24 protein-coding genes and 1 pseudogene are annotated in these 24,543 nt (G+C 59.3%); 18 read left to right on the top strand and 7 right to left on the bottom strand.

What is annotated here, in order from left to right:
* Position 1 precedes the first annotated feature (1 nt).
* The 4 genes from KCR01S_RS03800 to KCR01S_RS03785 all read right to left on the bottom strand — a co-directional run bounded on the left by KCR01S_RS03800 (position 2) and on the right by KCR01S_RS03785 (position 4,148).
* Complete coding sequence (locus KCR01S_RS03800) at positions 2 to 901, bottom strand: helix-turn-helix domain-containing protein (RefSeq protein ID WP_061279872.1); 900 nt, start codon at positions 899 to 901, stop codon at positions 2 to 4.
* Between the two features lie 66 nt (positions 902 to 967).
* Complete coding sequence (locus KCR01S_RS03795; RefSeq protein WP_061279870.1) at positions 968 to 1,282, bottom strand: NIPSNAP family protein; 315 nt, start codon at positions 1,280 to 1,282, stop codon at positions 968 to 970.
* A complete protein-coding gene (locus tag KCR01S_RS03790; RefSeq protein ID WP_061279868.1) occupies positions 1,279 to 2,397 on the bottom strand; it encodes an NADH:flavin oxidoreductase/NADH oxidase in 1,119 nt (372 codons plus the stop codon). The genes KCR01S_RS03795 and KCR01S_RS03790 overlap by 4 nt, the downstream gene beginning before the upstream one ends.
* 14 nt (positions 2,398 to 2,411) lie before the next feature.
* A complete protein-coding gene (locus KCR01S_RS03785; RefSeq protein WP_061279866.1) occupies positions 2,412 to 4,148 on the bottom strand; it encodes an FAD-dependent oxidoreductase in 1,737 nt (578 codons plus the stop codon).
* 324 nt (positions 4,149 to 4,472) lie between these two features.
* On the opposite strand from KCR01S_RS03785, the gene KCR01S_RS03780 reads away from it, so the two are divergent.
* A complete protein-coding gene (locus tag KCR01S_RS03780; RefSeq protein WP_061279864.1) occupies positions 4,473 to 5,390 on the top strand; it encodes a helix-turn-helix domain-containing protein in 918 nt (305 codons plus the stop codon).
* On the opposite strand, the gene KCR01S_RS25580 is transcribed toward KCR01S_RS03780, so the two are convergent.
* From KCR01S_RS25580 to KCR01S_RS03770, 3 genes and pseudogenes are all read right to left on the bottom strand, one after another.
* Positions 5,387 to 7,075 carry a cytochrome P450 gene (locus tag KCR01S_RS25580; protein WP_244886187.1) on the bottom strand — a complete coding sequence of 563 codons (1,689 nt, stop codon included), beginning with the start codon at positions 7,073 to 7,075 and terminating at the stop codon, positions 5,387 to 5,389. The two genes, KCR01S_RS03780 and KCR01S_RS25580, sit on opposite strands and share 4 nt — an antisense overlap.
* A gap of 96 nt (positions 7,076 to 7,171) precedes the next feature.
* A pseudogene (benC, locus tag KCR01S_RS25575) lies at positions 7,172 to 8,179 on the bottom strand (benzoate 1,2-dioxygenase electron transfer component BenC); the annotation flags it as partial.
* 135 nt (positions 8,180 to 8,314) lie between these two features.
* Positions 8,315 to 9,214, bottom strand: a complete 900-nt coding sequence (locus KCR01S_RS03770) for a LysR family transcriptional regulator (RefSeq protein ID WP_061279859.1) — start codon at positions 9,212 to 9,214, stop codon at positions 8,315 to 8,317.
* Between the two features lie 152 nt (positions 9,215 to 9,366).
* On the opposite strand from KCR01S_RS03770, the gene KCR01S_RS03765 reads away from it, so the two are divergent.
* The 17 genes from KCR01S_RS03765 (at position 9,367) to KCR01S_RS03685 (ending at position 24,543) form a co-directional block, all read left to right on the top strand.
* On the top strand, positions 9,367 to 10,173 hold the full coding sequence (locus KCR01S_RS03765) for an alpha/beta fold hydrolase (protein WP_061279857.1): 807 nt from the start codon (positions 9,367 to 9,369) through the stop codon (positions 10,171 to 10,173).
* Complete coding sequence (locus tag KCR01S_RS03760; RefSeq protein WP_061279855.1) at positions 10,170 to 11,066, top strand: DMT family transporter; 897 nt, start codon at positions 10,170 to 10,172, stop codon at positions 11,064 to 11,066. The genes KCR01S_RS03765 and KCR01S_RS03760 overlap by 4 nt, the downstream gene beginning before the upstream one ends.
* Positions 11,067 to 11,283: 217 nt before the next feature.
* Positions 11,284 to 12,357 carry a FecCD family ABC transporter permease gene (locus KCR01S_RS03755; RefSeq protein WP_061279853.1) on the top strand — a complete coding sequence of 358 codons (1,074 nt, stop codon included), beginning with the start codon at positions 11,284 to 11,286 and terminating at the stop codon, positions 12,355 to 12,357.
* Positions 12,357 to 13,127: an ABC transporter ATP-binding protein gene (locus KCR01S_RS03750; protein WP_061279851.1), complete on the top strand. Its 771-nt coding sequence runs from the start codon at positions 12,357 to 12,359 to the stop codon at positions 13,125 to 13,127. Before KCR01S_RS03755 ends, KCR01S_RS03750 begins: the two co-directional genes overlap by 1 nt.
* A 23-nt stretch (positions 13,128 to 13,150) precedes the next feature.
* Positions 13,151 to 14,278, top strand: coding sequence for an ABC transporter substrate-binding protein (locus KCR01S_RS03745; RefSeq protein WP_061279850.1), 1,128 nt, complete (start codon positions 13,151 to 13,153; stop codon positions 14,276 to 14,278).
* 348 nt (positions 14,279 to 14,626) lie between these two features.
* On the top strand, positions 14,627 to 15,352 hold the full coding sequence (locus KCR01S_RS03740) for a beta-ketoacyl synthase chain length factor (RefSeq protein ID WP_061279847.1): 726 nt from the start codon (positions 14,627 to 14,629) through the stop codon (positions 15,350 to 15,352).
* The gene (locus tag KCR01S_RS03735; protein WP_061279844.1) at positions 15,349 to 16,164 is read left to right on the top strand and encodes a lysophospholipid acyltransferase family protein; all 816 of its coding nucleotides are present in this window, start codon (positions 15,349 to 15,351) and stop codon (positions 16,162 to 16,164) included. Before KCR01S_RS03740 ends, KCR01S_RS03735 begins: the two co-directional genes overlap by 4 nt.
* Positions 16,145 to 16,402, top strand: coding sequence for a phosphopantetheine-binding protein (locus KCR01S_RS03730; RefSeq protein WP_061279841.1), 258 nt, complete (start codon positions 16,145 to 16,147; stop codon positions 16,400 to 16,402). The genes KCR01S_RS03735 and KCR01S_RS03730 overlap by 20 nt, the downstream gene beginning before the upstream one ends.
* An 11-nt stretch (positions 16,403 to 16,413) precedes the next feature.
* On the top strand, positions 16,414 to 16,665 hold the full coding sequence (locus KCR01S_RS03725) for an acyl carrier protein (RefSeq protein ID WP_061279839.1): 252 nt from the start codon (positions 16,414 to 16,416) through the stop codon (positions 16,663 to 16,665).
* Between the two features lie 6 nt (positions 16,666 to 16,671).
* Positions 16,672 to 17,253 (top strand): COG4648 family protein, encoded by a 582-nt coding sequence (locus KCR01S_RS03720; protein WP_061279838.1) that lies wholly within the window; start codon positions 16,672 to 16,674, stop codon positions 17,251 to 17,253.
* Positions 17,250 to 18,587, top strand: coding sequence for an AMP-binding protein (locus KCR01S_RS03715; RefSeq protein ID WP_061279836.1), 1,338 nt, complete (start codon positions 17,250 to 17,252; stop codon positions 18,585 to 18,587). The genes KCR01S_RS03720 and KCR01S_RS03715 overlap by 4 nt, the downstream gene beginning before the upstream one ends.
* A complete protein-coding gene (locus KCR01S_RS03710; RefSeq protein WP_061279833.1) occupies positions 18,574 to 18,924 on the top strand; it encodes an ApeI family dehydratase in 351 nt (116 codons plus the stop codon). The genes KCR01S_RS03715 and KCR01S_RS03710 overlap by 14 nt, the downstream gene beginning before the upstream one ends.
* The gene (locus tag KCR01S_RS03705; RefSeq protein ID WP_061279831.1) at positions 18,915 to 20,606 is read left to right on the top strand and encodes a glycosyltransferase family 2 protein; all 1,692 of its coding nucleotides are present in this window, start codon (positions 18,915 to 18,917) and stop codon (positions 20,604 to 20,606) included. Before KCR01S_RS03710 ends, KCR01S_RS03705 begins: the two co-directional genes overlap by 10 nt.
* 3 nt (positions 20,607 to 20,609) lie before the next feature.
* The gene (locus KCR01S_RS03700; RefSeq protein ID WP_061279829.1) at positions 20,610 to 21,032 is read left to right on the top strand and encodes an acyl-CoA thioesterase; all 423 of its coding nucleotides are present in this window, start codon (positions 20,610 to 20,612) and stop codon (positions 21,030 to 21,032) included.
* A complete protein-coding gene (locus KCR01S_RS03695; RefSeq protein ID WP_061279827.1) occupies positions 21,029 to 21,634 on the top strand; it encodes an outer membrane lipoprotein carrier protein LolA in 606 nt (201 codons plus the stop codon). The genes KCR01S_RS03700 and KCR01S_RS03695 overlap by 4 nt, the downstream gene beginning before the upstream one ends.
* Positions 21,603 to 23,927 (top strand): MMPL family transporter, encoded by a 2,325-nt coding sequence (locus tag KCR01S_RS03690; protein WP_061279825.1) that lies wholly within the window; start codon positions 21,603 to 21,605, stop codon positions 23,925 to 23,927. The genes KCR01S_RS03695 and KCR01S_RS03690 overlap by 32 nt, the downstream gene beginning before the upstream one ends.
* A gap of 61 nt (positions 23,928 to 23,988) precedes the next feature.
* The gene (locus KCR01S_RS03685) at positions 23,989 to 24,543 is read left to right on the top strand and encodes a DUF3261 domain-containing protein (protein WP_156478739.1); all 555 of its coding nucleotides are present in this window, start codon (positions 23,989 to 23,991) and stop codon (positions 24,541 to 24,543) included.

Below are 24,543 nucleotides of genomic sequence, written 5' to 3'. Positions count from 1 at the left end.
GCTACATCGCCTGGGCAGGTTGTCGATAGCTTTCACTGGTCTTCTCGCGGAAATCACGCGGCGAGAAACCGGTGGCTCGACGAAAGAAGCGGGAAAAATAGGTCGCGTCGCTAAAGCCAAGATAGTCAGAGATTTGGCTGACGGTCATGCTGGTGTACAGCAGGCTACGCTTGGCTTCCAGCAGCAATCGCTGATGCAGCACTCCGAGCGCGCTGCAGCCGTGAAACTCGCGGCACAGGGTGTTGAGGTGCACGCCGGACATGCCTATCTGGCTGGCGTAATGCGCCAGCGGAAAATGCTCGCGATAATGGTTTTCCACCAGCTGATTAAAACGACGCACCGCGGCGCGCTTACGCTCAACCTTATCGCTCACCTCAGCTTGCTGAGTCCCTTGCCGGTTTAGCCATACCATCAGGGCGGTGAGCTGGGAATGCAGCATCATCGCCCGCATCTCGCTATCCGCGGCATACTCTTGCTGTAGCGTTTGGAACAGTGCGTTGATTGCCCCCTGCGACTCGCCGACCGCAATGCGCGTCGGCTGATTCAGCACCTGCATTGCACGGCCAAACTGCTGTTCAAACTGGGCGATAAGCGGTGCGGCAAGCGACAGCGAAAAACCGTTGGTCCCCGTTGAAAAGCGAAATCCGTGCACGCACAGGGCGGGGATAATCTGTACGCAGGGCTGCGAGAACGGCAGGCTAACACCTTCAATTTCAATATCCCCCTCCCCCTGCTGGACGTAGAGAATTTGCACCAGATCGGTATGCTGATGGGCGCGAATGCTCCAGTCATACAGGCTGCTGCGGCTATGGATCGACTCGCAGTGCAGCAGGTCGGGCGTCGGCCAATGCCAGCTTTCGCCGTAGAGTTTGAATACCGGGATGCTCTTTGCCAGATTCATGGTGCCTCCGTTGAGAGAGTGCGCGTCCCCGGGTGCGCCTGCAGACACCCCGGGGAGGGCTTAAGGTCAGCGCATCGGGGCTGCGCGAATCAGTCGCGTCTCTTGAGCCACAATATACGGCTCCGATGCTTTTAGATAGGCGGCGAAATCCGGATGCGCGTCGCGCAGGCGACTGCGGCGTTCGTATTCATCGAGACTTTCGTATCCCCATAAATGCACAAACTGGTTCTGTGGCCCGACGAAGCTGGTATAAAAGCCCAGCGGATTGCCGAGCGTATCGATAAGCACCGGCATCGCCAGCTGTTCAAACACCGCGATAAACTCGTTCATTTTGCGCAGTCGAATGGTGTAAATCCGGTGATCAACAATCGGCAGCGTCATGATTTTACCTCCTGCGCACGGTGCGTCGGCCAGCCGAGCGGCCCAAAGCGGTCATACGGTTTCGGCCACGGAGCAGTTTCACCCAGCGCAATCGCCGCGTGAATCGGCCAGTTTGGATCGTCAAGCATCCCGCGGCCAATGGCCACCAGATCCGCCCGTTTTCCGGCAAGGATCGCTTCGGCCTGCGGTGCTTCATAAATCAGCCCCACGGTGATCACCACCGCCTCCGGCAGCGCCTGTTTTACCGCCTCAGCAAACGGCACCATATAGCCCGGCTGATCGGCAGGCGGCGTCTGGTCGTAAATGTTGTAGCCGCCGGAAACGTGCAGATAGTCATAGCCGATTGCATGCAGCTCGCGGGCAAACTGCACCGCTTCTTCCAGCGCCAGGCCGCCTTCGGCGAATTCGCCGCCGTTAAAACGCACGCCTAGCGCCCGCGAGGCCGGCCACACATTGCGCAGCGCGCGCGCCACCCGCAGCGGGAAGTGCATCCGGTTTTCCGGGCTACCGCCGTAGGCATCTTCGCGTTGATTACTCAGCGGCGAGAGGAACTGGTTCAGCAGGTAGCCATTCGCCGCGTGCAGCTCGATAAAATCGACGCCCGCATTCAGCGCCCGTTCGGCGGCGGCGACAAAACCGTCGATAATCCGCGTCATCCCGGCTTCGTCAAGTTCCTGCGGTACGCGCCAACCGGGCTTATAGGCCAGCGCTGACGGCGCTACCGTCGGCCACCCCCCTTCACTATCGGTCAGCGAGGCGCCCTGGTTGCGCCACGGCGCGTTGGTTCCCGCTTTGCGCCCGGCGTGGTTGAGCTGCACGCCGATGGGGGTATTGCTGTAGGTGCGAATATCGGCGATCAGCTTTTGCAACGCCTGCGCCTGCTCGCGATTCCACAAGCCAAGGCAGTGCGGCGTAATGCGGCCATCAGGCGTCACGCCGTTGGCCTCGCAAATCACCATCCCCGCCCCAGAGATAGCCAAACCGCCGATATGCTGGGCGTGCCACGGCGTGGCGATGCCGTCATCGGCGGCAGAATATTGCGACATCGGTGGCACAACAATACGGTTGGCCAGCGTCAGTGGCCCCATCGGTAACGGACTAAACAGTGTCGACATAACGTTCTCCTGATTCATGATGCGGCGCGCTGCGGCGCTGCGTCGGTTTCTCCACGCGCGGCCATACTGCGGGCGGCGATATAGCCAAAGGTGGCCGCCGGACCGATGGTGATACCGGCCCCGGGATAGCTCCCCCCCATAATGCTTGCCATTTCGTTGCCTGCCGCGTAGAGACCGGGGATCGGCAGCCCCTGATGGTCCAACACCCGCGCTTCACCGTCGGTTTTCAGGCCGTGAAAGGTGCCGAGGTCACCCATCAACAGTTTCACCGCATAGAACGGCCCCTGTTCAATAGGCGCAACGCACGGATTAGGCAGATGTGCAGCATCGCCGAGATAGCGGTTGTAGGCGGATTCCCCACGGCCAAACTGCGGATCGTTGCCCAGACGCGCATCGGTGTTGTATTCCTCGACGGTCCGTTCCAGCGCTTGCGCGGGAAGCCCCATTTTTTGCGCCAGTTCGGCCAGCGTTTTCCCTTTCACCAGGTAGCCGCTGTTGACGTACACCGACGCGGGAATGGGCGCAGGTTTGGCAAAGCCCATGCCATACTTACGCAGCGCGCGCTGATCGCAAATCTGCCAGGCGAAGGTCTCTGCGTCGTCGCGACAGGTTTCAATCATGGCGATGCCAACGTCGTGGTAGGAGTCGGCTTCGTTGCAAAAACGGCTGCCGTGGCGGTTGACCATGATGAACCCCGGTTTGTAGCGATCGACCAGATGCGGGAAAACGTACTGCTGGCGGCCAATCTGCACTTTTGAGGCGGGGATCCATGCCGCGCCGTGGGGATAGCTGTCATCAAAACGCGCACCGATGCGTTCCGCCATCGCAATGCCATCGCCGGTATCCGCACCCGGCGGCGTCGGCGATAGCTGAATGCCGCCGCGTCGCACGTGGGGATAGAGTTTTTTCAGGCGTTCGTCGTCACGGGCAAAGCCACCGGAGGCCAGCACCACGCCACGTCTGGCATACAGTTTGACCCGCTCACCGTTCACCTCAACAATCACGCCGCGTACCGCGCCCTGTTCGACAATCAGATCTTTTGCCGCCACGCGGGTATGAATGGGGATCCCCAGATCGAGCGCCGAGCAGGCCAATCTCGCCACAACCGCGTTACCGCCGTTGGCGGTGATACCCCGGCCATAGCGAGCAACCTCCAGCAGGTGGCGGCTCAGGCGCTTCACCACGTAGGCGAAAGATGTCAGCGACCGCGTCGCATTGAAGAAGTGCTTCAGATCGTTGTTGGAGGAGCTAAACATCATGCCCATAAAGGTGATGGTACGCAGCGGCTTACGCAGCCGTGACATGGCATCGCCCAGCGCACGGATATCAAAGGCTTGCGGCACCACCGAGCGACCACGCATCACTCCGCCGGGGGCATCCGGATGGTAATCGGGATACTGATACAAATTGCAGCGAAAGCGGGTGTTGTCCTCAAAAAAGCGCAGCATCGCCGGGCCGTTTTGCAAAAATGCATCCACAACGTCAGGCCGAAAACTTTCCCCGGCTTCACTTTGCAGATAGGTACGCGCGGCCTGCTGGCTATCCTCAATACCCTGCTGGCGCGCCAGATGGTTGTCGGGGATCCACAGCACGCCGCCGGAAAAAGCGGTGGTGCCGCCAAACACCGGCTCTTTTTCGATAACCTGGACATCTAGCCCATTGAGGCCGGCGGTGACCGCGGCGGATAAACCGCCGACGCCGCTGCCAATCACCAGCACATCGCACTCGCGGGCGGGAAGTTCTACAGCCATAGGGTACCTCGCAGATGAATGATCTTTATTGTTTTATTTTTGTTTTAAAATTGTTACACATGCATTTTTCACAGCTCACGAGGGAAAAAGAAGGCCACTTTCCAACCAAAACCTGCACTTTTCGACAATTGTGCCAAAGTGTGTGCTGACTCGACTTTTTCACTTCAGCGGCAATAGAGAAGCGTCATATCTGAAGCCCAACCCAGCTCACAAGATGAACAACTGTCGCTTGCCTGACATCGATTTTTATCGCCGAATTCAGGCTCCACTTCTTGCGGGAAATCACGACTATGCTGCGCCCATTAACAGGACAAAACCGGCATCATGCCAACTAATGGCCCGCCACGCAGGGCGCTGCCCAACTATGCGCTGTACGGTGCCGACGCCGGGCAGTCGGCGGTCGATATCGTGCATCATGAACGCATTCCGTCGCGCGCCAGCCGCTTTGGTTTTGACATCGAACCACACTTTCACGATGCGCTGATCCAACTGCTGCATATCACCCGCAGCGGCGGCGAAACCTCTATTGATGGCCAGGTCTGGCGCTTTAGCGCTCCATGCCTGTTGGTGATCCCCGCCCGGTCGGTGCATGGTTTTCGCTTTCGCGAGGACGTCGACGGCCACGTCATCACCACCGCACAATCGGCCCTTGAATCGGTGGCGATGACCGCCGCGCCCGATTTACTGGCTGTGGCGCGCACGCCTGCGGTGCTGCCCATTGATACCGCAACGTCTCCTGAGACCTCGCTGACCATGCTGTTTGACGCCATTGGCCGCGAGGCTGAGCACCCGGAGCGCTGGCAGTACACTGCCGGGCTGGCGTTGACCATCGCGTTACTGGTACAGGTGGCGCGACTCAGCGAACAGGTCCAGCGTGCGGATAGCCCCGCGCGCGCCGCCGTGGTCGCCCGTATTGAACGCTTTCGCACGCTGCTCGATGCCCGCTGCCGCACCCGCCAACCCGTCGCGAGCTACGCGGCGGCGATGGGTATCTCTGCCGGACAGCTCACCCGGATCTGTCGGCAAGCGTTCGGCATTTCGGCGATCGAAGCGATCGATCGCCGCGCCGTCCACGAGGCCAAGCGCCTATTGGGCTATTCGTCGTTCAGCATCAAGCAAATTGCCCGCGAACTGGGTTTTCGCGATGAAGCCTACTTTGGCCGTTTCTTCCGCAAACAAACCGGGATGCGCCCAACCGAATATCGTCAGCAGGAACAGGGCCGCCTGCGGCCCTCCCCTTAACCGCTCCGCCGGGTCATACGGACATACAGATGCTGCGGACCGGAGTTGGTGAGGTTGTTGCCACGAACGTACTCAATCGGTCGCGTCGGATCGAGGCTAATCTCGCCGACCTTTTGCGCCACGAGCTTCGCGGCAATCAGCGTTTCCAGCTTAGCCAGCGGTTGGCCCAGGCACTTATGCATACCGTTACCAAACCCCAGATGCCCGCTGGTATCGCGGTCGATGTCAAAGGTTTCGCCGTTGGTGAACCGGCGACTATCGCGATTCGCCGCCGACAGCAGCAGGCGTACCATCGCCCCTTTTGGAATGGTCACTCCGGAAACGGTGGTTGCTTCGGTTGTGATACGGCTGACGCGCTGAACGGTGCCGCGATAGCGCGCCACCTCTTCAACAAAGTTGTCGGCGTCGTCCAGATTGTGATGCAGACGCGCCACCAGCGCCGGCTGCTCAGCAAACATGCGAAACGCGTTAGCGACCAGAATGGTGGTGGTGTCGTGTCCGGCAATAAACACAAAGGCGCACAGCTCTTTGGCCTCTTTTTCCGACAGCAGCCCCTGCTTCCACATACGGGCAATATGGCCGCCGATGGACTGGCTGTTGCTCAGATAAAGCCGTTCCATCGCCTCTTTCAGGTACGCAAAGAAGGCCATCGCGCTTTGTTCATCGGTGCCGGTACCGGGGGCGTTACGCGCCAGGCGGCCGAAGTAGCTGAAGGTTTCATCCGACCAGAACTTCATCTTCTCTTCGTCTTCATCCGGCACGTCGATCATCGCCGAAATGGTGGCGATACTCAGCGGAATGGCGAAATCGTCGACCACATCGCCGCCGCCGTTGTCCAGCATCCGCTCCAGCAGCGCCTCGGCGCGCCGTTCGATTTGCGGAATAAACGGCTCCAGCGACAGCGGCATAAACGATGGCTGCGCCACCTTGCGCAGGCGGGTATGTCCCGGCGCATCAAACAGCGTCAGGAAGGTCAGCGGCGGCGGGCTAACCACCTCTGATGAAAACAGTTTCGGGTTGCGGATGGCCTGATATACATCGTCGTAACGCGAAAGGAACCAGACGTCGGTGGTCGCGGACTGGCAGCGCAGCACCGGCGCATGCTCGCGCATCCAGCGGTAGTGTTCGTATGGGTCGCCCTGTGAACCGTCATCAACCACTTTGAAAGGCTCAAGCTCCGGCGGCCAACTGAGTTCATGAGAATACGGTGGCAGCGCAGGCGGCATCATGGCGTGAAACGGGCAGCGAGAACGATCGTCCTCATCGTCCACGGCCATCGCACTAACGGTCGCCGCCGGCTCAACGACGACGGGCGTTGAAGCCTGTGCCAGCGCTCGGCTCATGGTGGTGCGCGAATGTTGGGCATGCTGAACCAGCACATCACGGGCGGTGTTCAGACAGCCATATTCAAACGCCGCCACCAGATCCCGATGCTGCTGGACGATATCACCAACGATTTCCACGCTGGCGGTCAGCGCGCGATGAATATACTCCTGCACCGCCAGCTTGCTGTAGAGCGCGATCATCTGGGCATTTTGGGTGGCTTCAATCAGGAACATATGGAAAGCGTGGTTAGCCTCGGCGTAACGCATCACATCCACAAAACGCCGCCCGGAGACAAATGCCGCTGTGGCCTCCGCCAGCCGGCGGAAAGTGGTCAACTGCTCGCCGGAAAGCCGCCCCATCGTCAGTTGGACCGCCCCAAGCTCCAAAGCCAGCCGCAGGTCGAATGCGTTGTCCACATCCAGCGGAGCCAGCGGCTTTTCGGCCGGCGAGGGAGGTGCAACGCTGCTGCCGGCAAATTTCTCATAGTAAAAATTGCGCGGCGTCAGCCCCTGCGCCTGAAGATAATCGCGCACCGCATCCACCATCGGCGGCGGGCCACAGAGATACACATCAACATCGCCGCCGTTAAGCTGGGCAGCATCAATATGCTGGGTCACGTAGCCCTTGTGCGGATAGACGCTCTGCGGGTCGGCTACGGTGCACAGATAGCGGAAATTCGGCAACCGGCGGGCGTAGTCGTCAAGCGTCTCTCGCGCCACGAGATCTTCATCGCGGGTCACGCCAAAGATAAGCTGGACCGGATGCGCGGGTCCCCCCGCTTCCGCGAGCGTATCCAGCATCGAGAGAAACGGTGCCAGACCGGTTCCACCGGCCAAAAACAGCGCCGGGCGTTCCAGCGGGCGCAGATAGAAGCTGCCCATTGGGCCACGCAAGCGAAGCGCATCCCCGACTTTGGCTTGCGTCGTTAAATAGCGAGACATCAGCCCCTGCGGCACATTGCGTACCACAAAGCTGACCCTGCGGGCCGATGGGCCGGAGCTAAACGAATAGGAGCGGGTTTCCTGCGTCCCCGGCACCTGCACGTTGACGTACTGACCAGGCAGAAAGGCCAGCGCATCCCGATCATCGAGCGCAATGGAGAACGTGAGGGTAGTCGGCGACAGCGCCCTGCTCTCGGTGAGCTGGCCATGATAGTCGCGGACGCTCGCGCCGGTTGACGCGGCGGCAATGTCCACCACGCAATCGCTGGATGGATGCATCTGGCAGGTCAGAACGCGCCCCGCCTCCGCCTCTTCGGGCGACAGCGCGTCATCCACATAGTCACCAAGCTGATAGTCTCCGGACCGACAGGTCGCTTTACAGGTGCCGCATACCCCGTCACGACAATCGAGCGGAATGGCAACTTTGGCCCGCAGCGCGGCACTGGCTACAGACTCACCGGCGCGGCAGTCTATCTGCTGCGTAACGCCGTCTTCAAAACGAAGGGTAATTTGATGGCTCATCTCTCACATCCTCCAGACAGTTGCACTCGGAAAATCCGAATGCCTCATATCAAGCTGGATGCGGCTGTGAATCAACGGACAGAGATGACATTAAACAGGACAAAACCGGCATCCCATCCTGTTTAGCGGGCGCGGTCACACTTGCGCAGACGGCGGAATCAGCGCAATAAACTTATCAACTAAAGGGTTATTACGCTGTAATGACCAGGCCGCTGCGGTGGTCACCACCTCAATGGGGTTATCAAGCGGGACGGTCACCACGTTGGCCGGCGAAAGGCGCTCTAGTGAGTCCGGCACCAGTGCAATGCCCTGGCCGCAGCCAACGAAAGCAATCTGCGACGCCACCGAGCGGGCGCTGTGAATAATGCGCGGCGAAAAGCCTTCGCTGCGGCAGGCGGCGGTAATGCTGTCGAAATAGACCGGGCTAAGGTGACGAGAAAACATCACCCACGCTTCGTGCATCAGCTCACGAATGGCAATACGTGAGGCACCGGCCAGCCGGTGATGCCGCGGCAACGCCACCACCAGCTCGGCGCTGGCAAGCGGCAGCAGCGCTATCCCCTCGCCCATCTCGCCGGTCAGGCGGGCAAAGGCGAGATCGATTTCGCCATTTTGCAGCGCCGGGATCGCCTCCGCGCTGTCGATCTCTTTAATCGATATCACAATCTCCGGGTACTGCGCCTTCATGCCATCGAGCAGCGGCGGCAAAACATCAAGCATTGCGGTGCTGATAGCCCCGATGGTCAGCATGCCGGTATGTCCGGCGACCGCTTCATTCACCGCCAGCTCCAGCCGCTCGACCTGTTCAGCAAAACGCTTAACGGCGGGCAAAATCGCCAGCCCCACCGGGGTGAGTTGAACATTACGCTTTGAACGATCAAAAAGCTGGACCTTGAGCGACTGCTCCAGCACCTGAATTTGCTGGGTCAGCGGCGGCTGAGTCATGCCAAGCTTTTTCGCCGCCCGGCCAAAGTGTTTCTCCTCCGCAACGGCGAGAAACAGCCACATGTGGCGAATAATACGGAAATTGATCATGGCCTTCGCGCCCTCTGAGTTAACCGATGCCGACGAGATCATAACGTCAATCGATATTAAAAATATATCAGACCGTTATCTTAATACGATTTTACATATCAAATAGGTCAGGCGAAGATCGCCGCTTCTGAGTCCATCGATTGAGTTTTTTTATGTCCTGCGAATTTCAGCGCCAGCACCTGGCCATTACGGTGCGGGGAACCGAGATTGAGGTTGCCGCCATTCATCGTACCGGTACGCGCGAGCCTATCGTTTTTCTCCACGGTTTCGGTTCCACCAAGGAGGACTACGCCGATATCGTGCGCCACGCTGCCTTCAATGACAGACCGTTCCTGGCCTACGATGCGCCGGGGTGCGGCGAAACCCGCTGTAATGATTTGAAGAAAATATCTATCCCGCTGCTGGTAGACACGGCGCTGGCGATGATCGATAAGCTCGGCTTCGCCCGTTTTCATCTGGTTGGCCATTCGATGGGCGGGCTCACCGCGCTGATGCTGGCGCACGCCCATCCCGAGCGGGTGCTGAGCTTTGTTGATATCGAAGGCAATATTGCGCCGGAAGACTGTTTTTTAAGCCGTCAGGCCATCAATTATCCCGATGGCGACGACGAACAGTTCTTTGCCGCGTTTATCGCCCGCACCCACCGTTCTCCGGCCTGGGCCAGCGCTCTGTACGCCGCCAGCCTGCGGCATAAAGTACGGGCAGCGGCGGTACGGCCGATTTTCACCTCGATGGTCGACTATTCCGATCGCGGCGAGCTGATGGCTAAATTCCTCAATCTGCCTTGCCCGACGATGTTTATGTACGGCGAGCAGAACAACACCCTGAGCTATCTGGCCGAGATTGAACGGCGCGGCGTGACATTGGCGGAGATCCCCCACTGCGGCCATTTCCCAATGTATTCAAACCCGCTGGCGATGTGGCAGAAAATCAACGAACTGCAGGCACGCGTGGCATGAGGCTCAAGCTCTCTTCGCAAATGGCGGGCTTTTCGCTGGCGGTGCTGGCTGCGTTTGGATTCTCGTTCAAAGCCATTTTCGTCAAGCTGGCCTATCAGGTGGCCCCGGTTGATCCGGTCACGCTGCTCATGCTGCGCATGTCGATGTCGCTACCGCTGATTGCGCTCACCGCGCTGCCGGTTTTGCGTCACGCCAGGGCACTGCACCGCCGCGACTATGGGCTGCTTATCGTCCTCGGCGTGGCGGGATATTACGCCTCGGCAATGCTCGATTTCATGGGCTTACAGTACATTACCGCCGGGCTGGAGCGGCTGATCCTGTTTACCTATCCGATGCTAACCATCCTGATTGGCGTCTTTTTCCTCGGCAAAGCGTTTGAGAAAAAACTGCTGCTGGCAATGCTGCTCTCCTACGGCGGGATCCTGATAGCTTTTGTGCACGATCTGGGCTTCACCACCGACACCCGCGCGGTGGTGCTCGGCGGTTCGCTGGTGTTTGGCTGTGCTATCACCTATGCCATTTACAGCGCCGGGGCAGAAGTGGCAATTGGCCGCATGGGTGCCATTCGCTTCTCTGTGCTGGCGCTGCTGGTATCGATTATCGCCACCCAGATCCACTTTTTCTCCACGCGACCGCTGACGGCACTGCATTTACCGTGGCAAATCTACGCCTACAGCGCTGGCATGGCGGTATTCTCCACGGTGATGCCGATTTTTTGGCTCTCTTCCGCCATTGCGCGCATCGGGGCGGCAAAGGCGGTGCTGATTGGCCTGATTGGGCCGATTCTGACCATCCTGTTTAGCTGGTGGCTGCTCAACGAACCGCTGTCGGTTGAGCAATTGCTGGGCACCGGGCTGGTAGTCTGCGGCCTGCTGGTGGTGATTCGACGATAGCGTCAAACGGCGGCGGACGGCGACTGCCTCTCGCCGCTGCCGTCAATGACTTAAACGAATAATCAATGGAACGCTAATAGTTCTAGTATTGAATTGATAAGCATTATCAATTTTTATATCGTCGCCAGCTCTCTCCAGGATATTGGATATCTTGCAGTTTTCGCCACGGGACGGGCGGGAGGTCTTTTGACTTTGCCGTGTTCCATAAGGTTATCCAATGAATTCCAGCCTTGCCGCCAGCGTTGAATCTGACGCCCAGGCGATTGCCCGCCGCTATCGCCGGGTCGTGATGCAACGTTATCTGCTCGCCGGTATTGTCCTGCTGTGCATTGTCTGCTCCCTGCTGCTTGATTTTACCCTCGGGCCCTCGGGTATTTCCGTCTCTACGCTATGGCAAACCCTGTTTCACGCCGATACCGCCGACGCCGGTATTCGGGTGATCGTCTGGGATTTACGGCTGCCCTTCGCGCTGATGGCCATTATGGTCGGCCTGGCGCTGGGCCTCGCGGGTGCCGAGATGCAGACCATCCTTAACAATCCGCTGGCCAGCCCGTTTACCCTCGGTGTCTCGTCTGCCGCCTCATTCGGCGCCGCGTTAGCCATCATTCTGGGTTTGGGTATTCCCGGCGTGCCGGACCAGTGGTTTATCTCAGTGAACGCCTTCATCTTTGCGCTGATGGCCTGTTTCATTCTCGACGGCATCAGCCGCTGGACGCGGGTCGCCACCTCCGGCGTGGTGCTGTTCGGTATTGCGCTGGTCTTTACCTTTAACGCCCTGATCTCCATTTTGCAGTTCGTCGCCAGCGAAGACACCCTTCAGGGTCTGGTGTTTTGGACCATGGGCAGCCTCGCGCGCGCCTCCTGGGACAAGCTGGCCATTCTGGCGCTAGCGCTGCTGATTATCGTGCCGCTGTCATTAAGAAGCGCGTGGAAGCTCACCGCGCTGCGCCTGGGCGAAGACCGTGCCGTCAGCTTTGGCATTAACGTACGCCAACTGCGCCTGGCCTCATTGCTGCGGATCAGCATTATATCCGCGCTCACCGTCGCCTTCGTCGGCCCTATCGGTTTTATCGGCCTCGTGGCGCCGCACATTTCTCGCATGATGTTCGGTGAAGATCACCGCTTTTATCTGCCGGGCAGCATGCTGATCGGCGCGCTGGTATTGTCGCTGGCATCGGTGGTGTCGAAAAATATCGTTCCCGGCGTGATCATTCCGGTTGGCATAGTGACCTCGCTGGTCGGCGTGCCGTTCTTCCTGAGCATTATTATTCGCCATCGGGGGACGCTGTAATGGACGGACTGATTATTGACGCGCTGCACACCGGCTATCGACACAAAAAGATTATCGCTGGCCTCACTACGCCAACGCTGCCGCGCGGGCAAATCACCGCGCTGCTGGGGCCAAACGGTTCCGGGAAGTCCACGCTGCTGCGGGCGCTGGCGGATCTTAACCCGGCGCAGGGGTCCATCCATCTCAACGGCGAAGAGCTGAGCGCCCTGCCGTCGGCCAGGCGGGCGCAAAAAGTGGTGTACCTGCCGCAGTCGCTGCCGGCGGGCGTTCATCTGCACGCGCTGGAATCGGTGGTGGTGGCGCGTCGCGCCAGCGGCCATAGCGGCGACAACGTCGAAGCTGAAGCCTACGCCATCCTTGAGAAACTCGGCGTCGCCCATCTGGCGATGCACTATCTCGACCAGCTTTCCGGCGGCCAAAAACAGTTGATTGGCCTGGCCCAATCGCTGATTCGCCAGCCGGCGCTGCTGCTGCTCGATGAACCGCTGAGCGCACTCGATCTCAACTACCAATTCCACGTGATGGATATCGTCGCCCGCGAAACCCGGCTGCGCAATATCGTCACCGTGGTGGTGATCCACGATATCAACATTGCGCTGCGGCACGCCCAGTACGCGGTGATGCTTAAAGACGGCGCGCTGGTGGCAAGCGGCGAACCGGGCACGGTGGTTTCACCGCAGAATCTGGCGACAGTCTACGGCGTACGCGGCCGGGTCGAACGCTGTTCACAAGGGCTGCCCCACGTGGTGGTCGATGGTTTAACGACATAACAATAAATGCAACACGGGGAAACATGACGATGAAAAAGGCAATACTGGGGGCTGCCCTGCTGCTCTCGCCGCTGCTGGCGCTGGCGCAAAACTGGCCGGTGACGGTAACGGATCTTGATAACCGTACGGTGACCATTGCGCAGGAACCGCAGCGCATCATTTTGCAGGATGGCCGCGATATTCTGACGCTGGCGGTGCTGGAGCGCGAAAATCCGTTCGCCAAAGTGGTGGCGTGGAACAATCTGCCGAAGAAGCAGGACAGCGAAACCTGGAACGTGCTGAAACGCAAATGGCCCGAAGCGGATAAGATCCTCGACATGAAGTTTTCCGATCAGGGCAACGTCGATCTGGAAACGATTCTCTCCCGCCATCCGGACCTGATGATTGCCCAACTGCGCGCCAAACCTTCGCTGACGCAAAGCGGCGTGTTAGCCAAGCTGGAAGCGCTGCATGTGCCGGTGGTGTTTGTCGATTATGAACTGCATCCGGTGGAAAATACCCGCCCAAGCATCGCGATGCTGGGGAAAGTGCTCGGACAGAGCGCACGCGCGCAGGCCTATCTCGATTTCTACCAGCAGCGCTTGGATTTGCTGCATCAACGCGTGGCTGAGGTGAAGAAAAAACCGCTGGTCTTTATTGAACCGATTGCCGGGGTCGCCGGGCTGGATAACGGCTGCTGCTTCACCCATGCTCGCAACGGTTGGGGCGGGCTGGTGGAAGCCGCAGGCGGCGAGAATATTGGCTCACAGCTGCTGCCAGGGGCGACCGGCAACGTGTCGGTGGAGAAGATCATCACCATGAATCCGGACTACTACCTGATGACCGGTTCAAAACGCCCGGGTAAAGGCACGGCGATTATTCCGTTCGGCTATAACGTTGACCAGGCTGATGTCGCGCAAGCCTTTAACGCCCTGCTGGCCCGTCAGGGCGTCAGCAGCATTCCGGCGGTAGTTGCCGGGCATACCGGCGCGCTGTATCACCATTTCTACAATAATCCGTACAATATTATCGCCATTGAAATGTTGAGTAAGATTTTCTACCCGACACAATTTAAAGACATCGATCCGCTGGCGGATTATCACACCCTGATCGCCCGTTTCACCGATATTCCGGATGATAAGGTGATCCTGAGCTACACCCCGGCAAAATAATTCAATGCCCTAACCGGGCCATCGCTGGCCCGGTGATTCCCTTCGCCTTCCCTCGTCATTCGCAGCCCTGACCACAACACGGTATGATGTACCGCTGAATATCGGATAACTGGCGATAGATCGCGGTCGATTTGCCGCTAAAATCGCTGCAGTACTCTAAAATTTTAGGCAATGGCTGCCACCGCACCGCTAAGGCCAGCATCAGGTAATAAGTTCATTCCTGGATAATTTCATTGCACTACGCCATAAGGTGAATATCCTGAGCGTACTTAATTGATATATCATAAGAAAAAATAAGAATTAGCGTATTAACGCCATCATTTACCCGTAGATGACTCACGCACATTGATGAAATTTGCCCTCAACATTCTCGACTGGCAGGCAATGGCCCCAGGATTAAGCGACACGGCGCAGTGGCTGGCATGGTCACGGCAGCCGCACGCCATCGATCCCCTCGCGCCGCAAGCGACGCTTTGCGAATTGCCGATGATGACCGCCCGCCGCCTGAGCTCCGGCAGCAAGCTGGCGGTGGAGTGTGGAATGGCTATGCTGCGCCGTCATCAGATTGATGCGGTCCTCTATACCAGCCGCCACGGCGAGCTGGAGCGTAATTACCGTATTCTGCATGCGCTGGCAACCGGGCAGGCGCTCTCCCCCACTGATTTTGCCCTGTCGGTACATAATTCTGCGGTCGGTAATCTAACCATTGCGACCCGCCAGCCGATCGTGTCCTCTTCGCTGTCCGCCGGTCAGGAGACGTTTCAGCAAGGGCTGTGCGAGGTGATGTGCCTGCTCCAGGCCGGTTACCAGCGGATACTGATGGTGGATTTCGACGGTGCGCTACCCGCGTTTTACCAGCCATATCTGCCCCCCACGATGCCCACCTGGGCCTATGCCGTGGCGCTGGTGATTGAAGCCGGCCATGACCTGCGGTGCGAAACCCAGCCGCAGGCGGCTCGCTCCCCCGACGCGGCGCTGCCGCAAAGTCTGCAATTCTTACAGCACTACCTTCAGGATGCGCCGGACTTTACCCTTGCCGGCGAGCGACTCGCCTGGCGCTGGCAGCGGACATGACGGGTTTCTTTACCCAAGTAAATCGCCTGTGGCGCGCGGCGATGACCGGCGTTTGCTTTGCGCTGTTTGGCCTTGGCGGGCTGCTGCTGTCCGTGGTGTGGTTTAATCTGCTGCTGGTCGCGGTACGCAACAAACAGCGTCGCCGCAAACTGGCCAGGCGCTCCATCTCCGCCAGCTTCCGCCTTTTTTTGGCGGTAGTGAAAGGCGTCGGCGTGCTTGATTACCGTATTGAAGGTCAGGCGATTTTAGGCCAGGAGCGCGGATGTCTGGTGGTTGCCAACCATCCCAGCCTGATTGATTACGTGATGCTGGCATCGGTAATGCCGGAAACCGACTGCATGGTGAAAAGCGCACTCCTGCGCAATCCGTTCCTCAGCGGCGTTATCCGCTCAGCGGACTATCTGATTAACGATCAGGCGGAAAAACTGCTGCCCGCCTGCCGTCAGCGCCTGCAGCAGGGCGATACGATTTTGATTTTTCCCGAAGGGACCCGTACCCTTCCCGGGGAAAAAATGACGCTACAGCGCGGTGCGGCCAATATTGCCGTGCGCTGCGGTAGTGATTTACGACTGGTGGTCATCCGCTGTACCGAACATATGCTGGGTAAACAGAGCAATTGGTACAACGCGCCACCAACCAAGCCTCGCTTTACCGTCACGGTAGGCGAGCGGGTGAAGATTGACCAATTTTACGATGCAAAAACACAGGAACCGGCGCTGGCGGCAAGGCAGCTTAACCGGCATCTTTTGCATCAATTACAATCAGGTACTACGCCTGGCACAGGAATAAATGATGCAAGCGCTCTATCTTGAAATAAAAAATCTCATCATCACCACGTTGAATCTGGATGAAATGTCCGCCGACGATATCGATACCGACGCGCCGCTGTTTGGCGACGGTCTGGGGCTTGACTCTATCGATGCGCTGGAGCTGGGGCTGGCGGTGAAAAACCGCTACGGCATCGTACTGTCGTCCGAGAGCGAAGAGATGCGTCAGCACTTCTTCTCTGTCGCCACACTCGCTGCCTATATTCACGCACAGCAAGCCTGAGGAGCGCTATCATGACCGATAAAAACGCCATTTATGAAGAAGTCTCTACGCTGCTGGTCAAGCTGTTTGAACTCGACCCAGAGGATATTCGCCCCGACGCGCGTCTGTATGAAGACCTGGAGCTGGACAGCATCGATGCCATCGACATGATTGTCCATCTGCAAAAGAAAACCGGTAATAAAATCAAACCGGAAGAGTTTAAGGCCGTGCGCACCGTGCAAGACGTGGTGGATGCGGTCGAACGTCTGTTTAAAGAAGGCTAACCCACCGTGTCGAGCGTACGCTCGCGACCGCTGTTATCGCTGCTGACAGGATTACTGCTGCTGGCCTGGCCATTTGTCATCTGGTTTGGGCTGGCGCATAACGGCCTGCGCTGGCTGCTGCCGCTGATAGCGCTGCTGCTGTTAGGGCGTCTGGTGCAGGCTCGCCGTCAGAGCGGGCCGCTGCGCGGGGTGATACAGCTTGTGGCGGCAATCGGGTTAACGCTGTGCGCCGCCAGCGCCCTGCTGAAAACGCACCAACTGCTGTTGTTCTATCCGGTGGCGGTCAACGCGGTCATGCTGGCGGCCTTTGGCGGCTCGCTGTGGTCCGCCATGCCGCTGGTTGAACGCATCGCGCGCCTGCGTGAACCAGCGCTATCGCCTGCGGGCGTGCGCTACACTCGCCGCGTCACCCAGGTCTGGTGCCTGTTTTTCATTATCAACGGCAGCATTGCGCTATTGACCGCGCTGCACGGGGATATGGCGCTGTGGACCGCGTGGAATGGCATGATTGCTTATCTGCTGATGGGCAGCTTAATGGCCGGTGAGTGGCTGGTGCGCCAGCGGATGAAAAAACGGGAGGTTCCATGACGCCGCCGCTGAGGCTCGCCGAGTGGCTCACCGCCCCGCGCCCCGCCGACACGCCGATTGCATGGCTCGCCGACCAGCGCTGGACGCTAGGCCAGCTACGTCACGATGTCGCGGCGCTGCTTCCCTACCTGCAACGGCAACAGGGGGAGCGCTGGGCGCTGTGCATTGACAACAGCTATCGGTTTATTGTCGCGCTGTTAGCCACGCTGCATGCTGGTAAAACGCCGGTACTGCCCGGACACAGCCGCGCAGCGTTATTAATTGAACAGCAGACGCTATTCGACGGCATATTAAACGATGACGCGCTGGCAAAGTTTGGGCCAGAGACAACCGTCGATTCGCTCGCGGCCCCCCGCGACGTTCCGCCGCTACGGCCCAATGCCACCGTTGAGCTCTATACCTCAGGCTCCACCGGTGCACCAAAGCGGGTGATTAAAACGCTGGCCCAGCTCGACGATGAAGCGGCGCTGCTGGCCATGCATTTTGCCGAGCGCCTACGCGGCTGCCGGGTGGTCGGTTCCGTCACCCATCAACATCTGTATGGCCTGACGTTTCGCATTATGCTGCCGATGGCGCTAGGGCTACCGCTGCACGCCGATGTCATTGGGTTTGCCGAGCAGCTCAGTGCGCTTGACCACCGGCATCGCTATGCGTTTATCAGCAGCCCGGCGTTTTTAAAACGCCTTGATAATCGCCTCACGCCGCCGCCCATTGCCGCCATCATTAGCGCCGGTGGCGCACTGGATGACCCGCTTGCTGCGCAGGCCGCCGCAGGATTACGGGTGTGGCCGGACGAGATCTACGGCAGTAGCGAAACCGGAGTGATCGCCTGGCGTTCGCATTCACAGCAGGATGCGGCATGGCAACCGTTCCCCGACGTTACGCTCTGCCGGGAGGATCGAGAATGTCGTCTGTTTTCGCCGTTGATTACCGATAATGGCGGCCTGTTGCTCGAAGATAATCTCGATATCCTCACCAATGGCCAGTTCAGATTATTGGGGCGCCGCGACCGCATCGTCAAAATAGAAGAAAAACGCGTCTCGCTGTGCGAAGTGGAGCAACGACTACTGAGGCTTGAAGGCGTACGTGAGGCAGCGGCGCTGCCCATTATCCGCAGCGGCCGTCAAAGCGTAGGCGTGGTGCTGGTACTGGACGATAGCCACCGTGAACGCTGGGGAAAAGGACAGGAACTGGCGTGGCGTAAGGCGCTGCGCGCGTGGCTGGAGCCGGTCGCGGTCCCCCGCTACTGGCGCGTGGTGGATGCAATCCCGGTGAACGGTATGAATAAGCGCGTTAATGCGCAATTACAGGAGTTGTTTGATGAAACCCGCTGAACTTGAGCGCCGCCAAACGTCACCGCAGCAACTCGAGGTGGTCCTGCATCTCGATCCTGCTCTGCCGTGGTTTCGCGGGCATTTCGCCGTGCAACCGCTGCTGCCCGGCGTAGCGCAGATCGACTGGGTCATGCACTATGCCAGCATCCTCGCCCCCGGCTGGCGGTTTGTCAGCCTGAAAAACGTCAAGTTTCAGTCTCCGCTGCTGCCGGGCGCTGTCATCACGCTCAGTCTGGAGTGGCAGGAAACCCGGCAACAGCTGAGCTTTAGCTACCAGCGCCACGACGGCGATGTGCGACACGTCGCCAGCAGCGGTAAGATTGCCCTATGTCGCTGACCTTTTACCCCTGCGTACTGATCCCCTGCTATAACCACGGCGCAATGATGGCGGACGTGCTCGCTCGTCTGCGCCCTTTTCATCTGCCCTGTATCGTGGTTGACGATGGCAGCGATGCCGACACCCAGCAAACCCTCGCCCGACTGGCGGCAGAAAACGCCCACCTGACCTTAATTCGCCTGCCGGAGAACGCCGGCAAAGGGGCCGCCGTGGTTTGCGGATTACGGGCGGCGGCAGAGGCCGGTTTCAGCCACGCCGTGCAGGTGGACGCCGATGGCCAGCACGCAATTGAAGATATCCCCAAACTGCTGGCCGAGGCGAAGCGACACCCGACGGCGTTAATTTCGGGACAACCTATTTATGATGATTCGATTCCCCGCGCTCGCTTATACGGACGCTGGGTCACCCACATTTGGGTGTGGATTGAAACGCTGTCGCTGACGCTTAAAGACAGCATGTGCGGTTTTCGCGTCTATCCGCTGGCACCAACGCTGGCGCTGGCCGAGCAGGTCCCGCTGGGGAAACGCATGGACTTTGACACCGAAGTCATGGTGCGTCTCTACTGGCAGGGTAACGACAGCTACTTTATCCCAACCCGCGTCACCTACCCAGCGGATGGGCTGTCGCATTTCGATGCGCTCAAAGACAACCTGCGCATCTCCTGGATGCACACCCGGCTGTTTTTCGGCATGCTGCCGCGCGTGCCCCAACTGCTGTTCCGACGCTCCGCCACGCATTGGGCGCGCCAGCATGAGGTCAAAGGGCTGTGGGGCATGCGTTTAATGCTCTGGGTCTGGCGCATGCTGGGCCGACGAGCCTTTTCCGCGCTGCTTTATCCGGTGATTGCCGTGTATTGGCTGACGGCGTCCGACGCGCGTCGGGCGTCGCAGAACTGGATAGCCCGCGTGCGCACCGAGCTTTTGGCGCACCAGCAACCGATCCCGGCGAACCTCTCCAGCTATCGCCATTTCCTGCGATTTGGCGAGGCGATGCTCGATAAAATTGCCGGCTGGCGCGGTGAGCTACAGTTTGGCCGCGATGTTGTCTTTGCGCCTGACGCCGAAGCGGCGCTCGACGTGGCGTCTCCGCGTGGCAAACTGCTGTTGGTTTCGCACCTCGGCGATGTCGAAGTATGCCGTGCGCTGGCCCAGCGTGCGGGCAGCAAAACCATCAACGCCCTGGTGTTTAGCGATAACGCCCAACGTTTTAAGCACATCATGCAGGAGATGGCACCGCAGGCTGGGCTCAATCTGCTGCCGGTCACCGACATCGGCCCGGATACCGCCATTTTGCTTAAAGAGAAAATCGACCGCGGCGAGTGGATTGCCATCGTCGGCGACCGTATCGCCGTCAACCCGCAGCGCGGCGGCGAATGGCGCGTCTGCTGGAGCCGCTTTATGGGCCAGGACGCCCCTTTCCCGCAGGGGCCGTTTATTCTCGCCTCGCTGCTACGCTGCCCGGTGGATCTGCTGTTTGCGCTCCGCCAGCAGGGAAAATTACGGATTTACTGCGAGCCCTTTGCCGATCCGCTGCTGCTCCCGCGCGCCGACCGGCAGCAGACGCTACAGCAGACCATCGATCGCTATGCCGAACGCCTTGAGCATTACGCCCTGCGTTCGCCGCTCGACTGGTTTAACTTTTTCGATTTCTGGCGGCTGCCGGATACCAAAGACAAGGAGTAGAGGGTGCTTAACGATCCCCGTTTTACGGCTGAAATCGAGCTGTCTATCGCCTTCCACGACATCGATATGATGGGCGTGGTGTGGCACGGCAACTATTTCCGCTATTTCGAGATTGCCCGCGAAGCGCTGCTCAATCAGTTTGACTACGGCTATCGTCAGATGAATGCCTCCGGCTATTTGTGGCCGGTGGTCGATACCCGGGTGAAATATCGCCATGCACTGACCTTTGAACAACGCATCCGCGTACGTGCCAGGGTGGAAGAATATGAAAACCGTCTGCGTATCGGCTATGAAATATTTGATGTCGAAAGCGGCCAGCGCACCACCACCGGCTACACCATTCAGGTGGCGGTCGAAGAACACAGTCACGAACTGTGCTTCGTCAGCCCGCCGGTGCTGTTTGAACGTATGGGAGTCACACCATGAAATTCCTGCCGCTACTGGCGCTGCTGATAAGCCCTCTGGTCAACGCCCTGACGCTGGATGCTCTGCAACAGCGCTTTGCCGAACAGCCGGTGGTGCGCGCGCACTTCACGCAAACCCGCACGATAAAAGATCTGCCGCAGCCGCTGCGTTCTGAGGGCAATATGCTGATCGCCCGCGATCGGGGGCTGCTGTGGGATCAAACGTCGCCATTCCCGATGCAACTGCTGCTCGATGATAAGCGTATGGTGCAGGCCATTAACGGCCAGCCGCCGCAAATCATCACAGCTGAAAATAACCCGCAGATGTTCCAGTTTAACCATCTGCTGCGCGCGCTGTTTCAGGCCGACCGCAAAGTGCTGGAAGAAAACTTCCGCGTCGAGTTTGCCGACCTCGACGCAGGCCGCTGGACGCTACGCCTGACGCCTATCACTACGCCGCTGGATAAGATTTTTGCCACCATTGATTTAGCCGGGGGCACCTATCTCGACGCTATCCAGCTCAATGACAAACAGGGCGATCGCACCGATATTGCGCTTTCCCAACACCAATTGACGCCCACACAGTTGACCGATGACGAACGCCAACGTTTTGCCGCCCCGTAAACGCCCCGCACTGCTATGGGGAGCCGTCTGTCTGCTGCTGCTGGGCATGTTGCTGACGCTGCTGCCGCAGGCGCGGCTCAACAGCAGCGTGCTGGCGATGCTGCCCAAACAGACGCTGGGCGCCATTCCGCCCGCGCTCAACGATGGCTTTATGCAGCGGCTCGACCGGCAGTTGGTGTGGCTGGTCAGTCCCGGTAAAAAAGCCGATCCCGCCGTCGCCCGCGCCTGGCTCACGCAACTCCAGAATTCAACACTGTTGGCGGAAGTGAAAGGGCCAATGGATGCCGAAAGCCAACAGGCGTGGGGTACCTTCTTCTGGCAGCACCGTAACGGCCTTATCGATAACGATACCCGCGCACGGCTTGAGCATGGCGGCGAGGCGCAGGCGCAGTGGGTCCTTTCCCAGCTCTATTCGGCCTTCTCCGGCGTAAGCGGCAAAGAGCTGCAAAACGATCCGCTGATGCTGACGCGCGGCGCACAGTTGGCGATGGCGAAAAGCGGCCAGCGTCTGCGGCTGATGGACGGCTGGCTGGTGACGCAGGATGCCGAGGGCAACTACTGGTATCTGATCCACGGCGAGCTGGCCGGGCAGTCGTTTGATATGCAGCAAACGCACCGGCTGGTGACCACGCTCGGTACGCTGGAAAATGAGTTAAAAGCTCGCTTTCCGCAGGCGCAGCTACTCTCCCGCGGCACGACGTTTTATAGCGACTACGCCAGCCAACAGGCGAAAAAAGACATCTCCACCCTCGGCGCGGTGACCGTGCTGGGCGTACTGCTGCTGATTGTTGCCGTATTTCGCTCGCTTCGACCGCTGCTGCTCTGCCTGATGTCCATCGGCGTCGGCGCGCTGGCGGGCACCGTGGTCACCCTGCTGGTGTTCGGCGAACTGCATCTGATGACGCTGGTCATGAGCATGAGCATTATCGGCATCTCCGCCGACTACACGCTTTATTATCTGACCGAGCGGATGGTGCACGGCGGTGAAAGCAGCCCGTGGCAAAGCCTCGCCAAAGTCCGCCACGCACTGCTGCTGGCGCTATTAACCACCGTAGTCGCTTACCTGTTGTTAATGCTCGCCCCCTTCCCCAGTATTCGGCAGATGGCGCTGTTCGCCGCAGTGGGCCTTAGCGCCTCCTGCCTGACGGTGATTTTCTGGCATCCATGGCTGTGCCGCGGTCTGCCGGTGCGTCCGGTGCCGGCGTTGGGGCTAATGCTGCGCTGGCTGGCGGCATGGCGGCGCAATAAAAAGCTGTCGATTGGCCTACCGGTGGCGCTGGCGCTGTTTTCACTGGCGGGTGTGATGACGCTGCGGGTTGATGACGATATCGCTCAGCTACAGGCGCTACCGCAGGATATTCTGGCCCAGGAGAAGGCGATTACTGCCCTCACCGGACAGAGTGTCGATCAGAAGTGGTTTGTGGTTTATGGTCAATCGCCGCAGCAGACGCTTGAAAGACTGGAGCAGTTTGTTCCAGCGCTGGCACAGGCGAAAGCCAACGGATGGATTGCCGACTACCGCACCCTGCCGCTCAATTCGCTTGCCCGCCAGCGGCAGGATTTAGCGCTGCTACAAAAGGCCACCCCCACGGTGATCAACGCACTCCAGCGTGCGGGAGTGACGACGGCTAACGCCGATCTTAACGCCATGCCGGTCACGGTCGATGAGTGGCTCGCCAGCCCGGTCAGCGAAGGCTGGCGGCTAATGTGGCTCACCCAGGCCAACGGCGAAAGCGCAGTTCTCGTGCCGGTAAGCGGCGTACAAAACAGCGCGGCGCTCGGTACGTTGAGCCTGCGCCATTCCGCCGGCATCGCCTGGGTTGACAGAAAAAGTAGCTTCAATGCCCTGTTTGCCCTCTATCGCCACCTGCTGACCGGGCTGCTGGGCGTGGCGCTGGCGGTGATTGCCTGCGGCGCCATCGTCCGGCTCGGCTGGCGTGACGGATTGAGGAGTCTGGTGCCGTCGATACTGTCGCTCGGCTGCGGTCTGGCGACGCTGACGCTCAGCGGCCATACGGTCAATCTGTTCTCGCTGCTGGCGCTGGTGCTGGTATTGGGGATCGGCATTAACTACACGCTATTCTTCAGTAATCCTCGCGGCACGCCGATAACGTCAATGCTGGCGATTACGCTGGCCATGCTGACCACTCTGTTGACCCTTGGGATGCTGGTCTTCAGCGCCACGCAGGCCATCAGCAGCTTTGGCATCGTACTGGTGAGCGGTATTTTTACCGCTTTCCTGCTGTCGCCGCTGGCAATGCCCGGTAAAAAGAGAAAACAACGCCATGATTAAACTGATTTCCCGGCTGCTGAAAACGCATTTCATCGGTGACCCTCTGCGATCCAAAGCGGCCATGATCGCTCTGACGCTGTTCCTGGCTGGGTGCAGCCACCCGCAGCCGGACAGCGACGCCCGCCCGCAGGCGTGGCTGGAGCCGGGTACCCAGGTTACCTTACCCGCTCCAGGCATTTCGCCGGCCTTCCGTTCGCAGCAGCTCCTCACCGGCCGCTTTAACGGCAATACCCAGTCACTGTTAGTGATGCTCAATGCCGATAGCCAGAAAGTCACCCTCGCTGGGCTGTCGTCGGTCGGGATTCGTCTGTTTCTCGTCACCTATGACGACAACGGCCTGCACAGCGAGCAATCCGTTATCATGCCGCAGCTACCGCCGGCAAGCCAGGTGCTAGCCGATGTCATGCTGAGCCGCTGGCCGATCGACGCCTGGCAACCGCAGTTGCCGAAAGGCTGGACGCTGACCGACATCGGCGATAAGCGGGAACTGCGTAATCCCCGTGGCAAACTGGTCACAGAGATAAGCTACCTGAACCGCCACGGCCAGCGCCTGCCTATCGCCATCGCGCAGCAGGTCTTTAAATACCACATTACCATTCAATATCTGGGTGACTGA

Source organism: Kluyvera cryocrescens NBRC 102467, from assembly GCF_001571285.1.
Classification (GTDB): Bacteria; Pseudomonadota; Gammaproteobacteria; order Enterobacterales; family Enterobacteriaceae; genus Kluyvera; species Kluyvera cryocrescens.
Note: the sequence above shows the minus strand (reverse complement) of the source record. Positions and strands in the feature narration are given on the sequence as shown.